Origin of the sequence: Streptomyces sp. NPDC058401 (assembly GCF_042722885.1) — a bacterium.
Taxonomy (GTDB): domain Bacteria; phylum Actinomycetota; class Actinomycetes; order Streptomycetales; family Streptomycetaceae; genus Streptomyces.
Map to the genome: position 1 here is coordinate 1 of NZ_JBHXKA010000267.1, position 3,013 is coordinate 3,013.

Consider the following 3,013-nt stretch of genomic DNA (forward strand, 5'->3'; position numbering starts at 1 on the left):
GTGTCCGACCGGGGCCCTGGGCTCCGTACGCGTTGTTCCCGCGGCTCCGCTACACGCCCGAGGGGGCGCCGAGCATGGCCGACGCCTTCTGGACCGCGGTCAGGCCCTCGGCGGCGGGCGCCGGCACCGTTTCGAGCGGGCGGCAGGTGAAGCCCAGTGCGGTCAGGGCCCTGATCACCTCGGCGGCCGTGAAGTCGCGGCGGTCCTGGCGGGTGACGACCTGGCCGACCTGCTTCACGGGGTAGGCACGACGCCCTATGACCACGGAGTCACCGGTGATCGGTTCGGGCTTGACGCCCTTCATCGACTCAAGGACGCCGGCCTTGGTCAGGTCGAACGGAAAGCGGGCGATGACGAAGCGCATGCTGCCTCACAGATAGAAGAGAACCGTCCGTGCCCGGTCCGGCAGGATCCGGGCGGAGCCGCCTGGAAGGGCTAGGCCGCCGTGGTGGCCGGGGACTGGCGCTGCGGCCCCCGGGCGGTGGCGGAGGTCCTGCTGCGCCGGTCCTGTGCGGGCCGGCTGCGACGGCCGCGGGAGGCGCCGCCGGTGCCGCCCCTAGGCCGCTCGGTGACGGGTGCGGTGATGACGACCGGGACGCCGGACGGCGCCTGGGCGCCGGTGATCCGGCTCAGCTCGGCCTCGCCGGAGCGTACCTGAGCGGTCTGCGGGGTGATACCGGCGGCCTGCATGAGACGGACCATGTCCCGGCGCTGGTTGGGCAGCACCAGGGTGACGACGCTGCCGGACTCACCCGCGCGGGCGGTACGGCCGCCGCGGTGCAGGTAGTCCTTCGGGTCGGTCGGCGGGTCCACGTTGACGACCAGGTCGAGGTTGTCGACGTGGATGCCGCGGGCCGCGACGTTCGTGGCCACGAGGACGCTGACGTGCCCGCTCTTGAACTGCGTGAGGGTACGGGTGCGCTGGGGCTGCGACTTTCCGCCGTGCAGCGCCGCGGCGCGCACCCCGCTGCTCAGCAGGTGTTCGGTCAGCCGGTCCACGCCGTGCTTGGTGTCCAGGAACATGATCACGCGGCCCTCGCGGGCTGCGATCTCGGTCGTGGCGGCCTGCTTGTCGAAGTTCTGGACGTGCAGGACGTGGTGTTCCATCGTCGTGACGGCGCCCTGCGAGGGGTCGACGGAGTGCACGACGGGGTCGGTCAGGTAGCGGCGCACCAGCAGGTCGACGTTGCGGTCGAGGGTGGCGGAGAACAGCATCCGCTGGCCCTCGGGGCGCACCTGGTCGAGGAGCGCGGTGACCTGGGGCATGAAGCCCATGTCCGCCATCTGGTCGGCCTCGTCGAGGACGGTGATCCCGACCTGATTCAGCCGGCAGTCGCCCCGCTGGATGAGGTCCTTGAGGCGGCCCGGGGTGGCGACGACCACTTCGGCTCCGGCGCGCAGCGCGCCGGCCTGCCGGTGGATCGGCATGCCGCCGACGACGGTGGCGATCCTCAGCTTCACCGCGCGGGCATAGGGCGTGAGGGCGGCCGTGACCTGCTGGGCGAGCTCACGGGTGGGTACGAGGACCAGCGCGAGCGGCTGACCCGGCTCGGCCTGCTGTCCGGCGGTGCGGGCCAGCAGCGCGAGGCCGAAGGCCAGGGTCTTTCCGGAGCCGGTACGGCCGCGGCCCAGTACGTCCCGGCCCGCGAGTCCGTTGGGCAGCGTGGCCGCCTGGATCGGGAACGGGGTGGTCATGCCTTCACGGGTGAGCGTGGTGAGCAGCTGGGCCGGCATGGCGAGGTCGGCGAAGGCCTCGACGGCGGGCAGCGCGGGGACCACGGTGACCGGCAGGGCGAACTCGCCCTGCGGTGCGGCGGGGCGACGGCCGTAACCGCCGCCACCCGAACGCTTGGGACCGCCGGAGCGGCTGGGGGCGGACGAGCCGAACCGGCTGCCGGAAGAGCGGCTGCCGGAGCCCGAGGAGCCGCCGTAGGAGCCGTAGGAGCTGTTGGATCCACCCGTACGGGAGGACGAAGACCGGTCATTCATGCGGGTCGTGCGGTTCATGCAGAACCTTCCTCGATACGGCGCACATCGAGGAGTTCTCGGCGGCGAAAAGCTGGCCGCACGAGGATTCACAAGAATGAGCCGGAGCATAAAAAGATATGACGGAGTCGAATCGAACTGCGATCGATTCAACCGGCCATGAAAGGATTATCACCCTATGTGTCGGCGAAATATGCGCCGCATGCGGGTGGGGAGCCGAGGAGTGCAACCATCGGCCGAACGGTGGGGCGCTGGGACAGGTTTCCCCGCCGCGCCGCGCACGCGGGCCGAGACGGCCCGCAGATCCAAAAAACGCAACGAGCTGGGGCCCGCACCCAAGGTGCGGGCCCCAGCTACGCGGTTACGCGTGAACGTCAGGCGGTGACGATGTTCTCGGCGGTCGGGCCCTTCTGGCCCTGCGCGATGTCAAAGCTGACCTTCTGGCCTTCCTGAAGCTCACGGAAGCCCTGCGAGGCGATGTTCGAGTAGTGGGCGAACACGTCAGGACCGCCACCCTCCTGCTCGATGAAGCCGAAGCCCTTTTCCGCGTTGAACCACTTCACGGTGCCATTAGCCATGTTTTTAACTCCTTCGGGGCACAGCCCGGAGATCCGCACTGTGCGAATCTCAAGTCGCCGATGATTGCCCAGCCCGGAAAACGCCGGAAAAACAAGAACACTCGCCCTGCCCCTACGAGAGGAGCGGGCAGAGGTGCTCGAAATTTTGGGAACCACAACTGCAACTAAAACCACAGTAGCACGCCGTGGTCGGCTCGACGTGGAAATAAAACCCGCTCCGCCGGCCGTTGCGGAAATTCTCCTCGGCCCACGATAGTTTTTCCGTCTCGGCCGACCCGGATTTTCGGTGGTGGTCGGAGGCCGGTCCTGGATCCCGTACAGTGGTGTTCACAACGACGCGGGGTGGAGCAGCTCGGTAGCTCGCTGGGCTCATAACCCAGAGGTCGCAGGTTCAAATCCTGTCCCCGCTACCAAAGGTTTCGGCCCCCTTGACGCCCAGGCGTCAAGGG

General features: G+C 68.7%; 3 protein-coding genes and 1 tRNA gene. 1 reads left to right on the forward strand and 3 read right to left on the reverse strand.

Features of this window, described 5'->3' with window-relative positions; all coding sequences use genetic code 11:
* Positions 1-49: 49 nt before the first annotated feature.
* The 3 genes from ACFWNV_RS39605 to ACFWNV_RS39615 form a co-directional block, all read right to left on the reverse strand.
* On the reverse strand, positions 50-364 hold the full coding sequence (locus ACFWNV_RS39605) for an SCO5918 family protein (RefSeq protein ID WP_383957193.1): 315 nt from the start codon (positions 362-364) through the stop codon (positions 50-52).
* Between the two features lie 71 nt (positions 365-435).
* Positions 436-2,007 (reverse strand): DEAD/DEAH box helicase, encoded by a 1,572-nt coding sequence (locus ACFWNV_RS39610; protein WP_383957195.1) that lies wholly within the window; start codon positions 2,005-2,007, stop codon positions 436-438.
* A gap of 353 nt (positions 2,008-2,360) precedes the next feature.
* Entirely contained in the window at positions 2,361-2,564 is a 204-nt protein-coding gene (locus ACFWNV_RS39615; protein ID WP_053678014.1) for a cold-shock protein, read from the reverse strand.
* Positions 2,565-2,900: 336 nt separating this feature from the next.
* On the opposite strand from ACFWNV_RS39615, the gene ACFWNV_RS39620 reads away from it, so the two are divergent.
* Positions 2,901-2,977: transfer RNA gene (locus ACFWNV_RS39620), tRNA-Met, on the forward strand.
* Positions 2,978-3,013 lie beyond the last annotated feature (36 nt).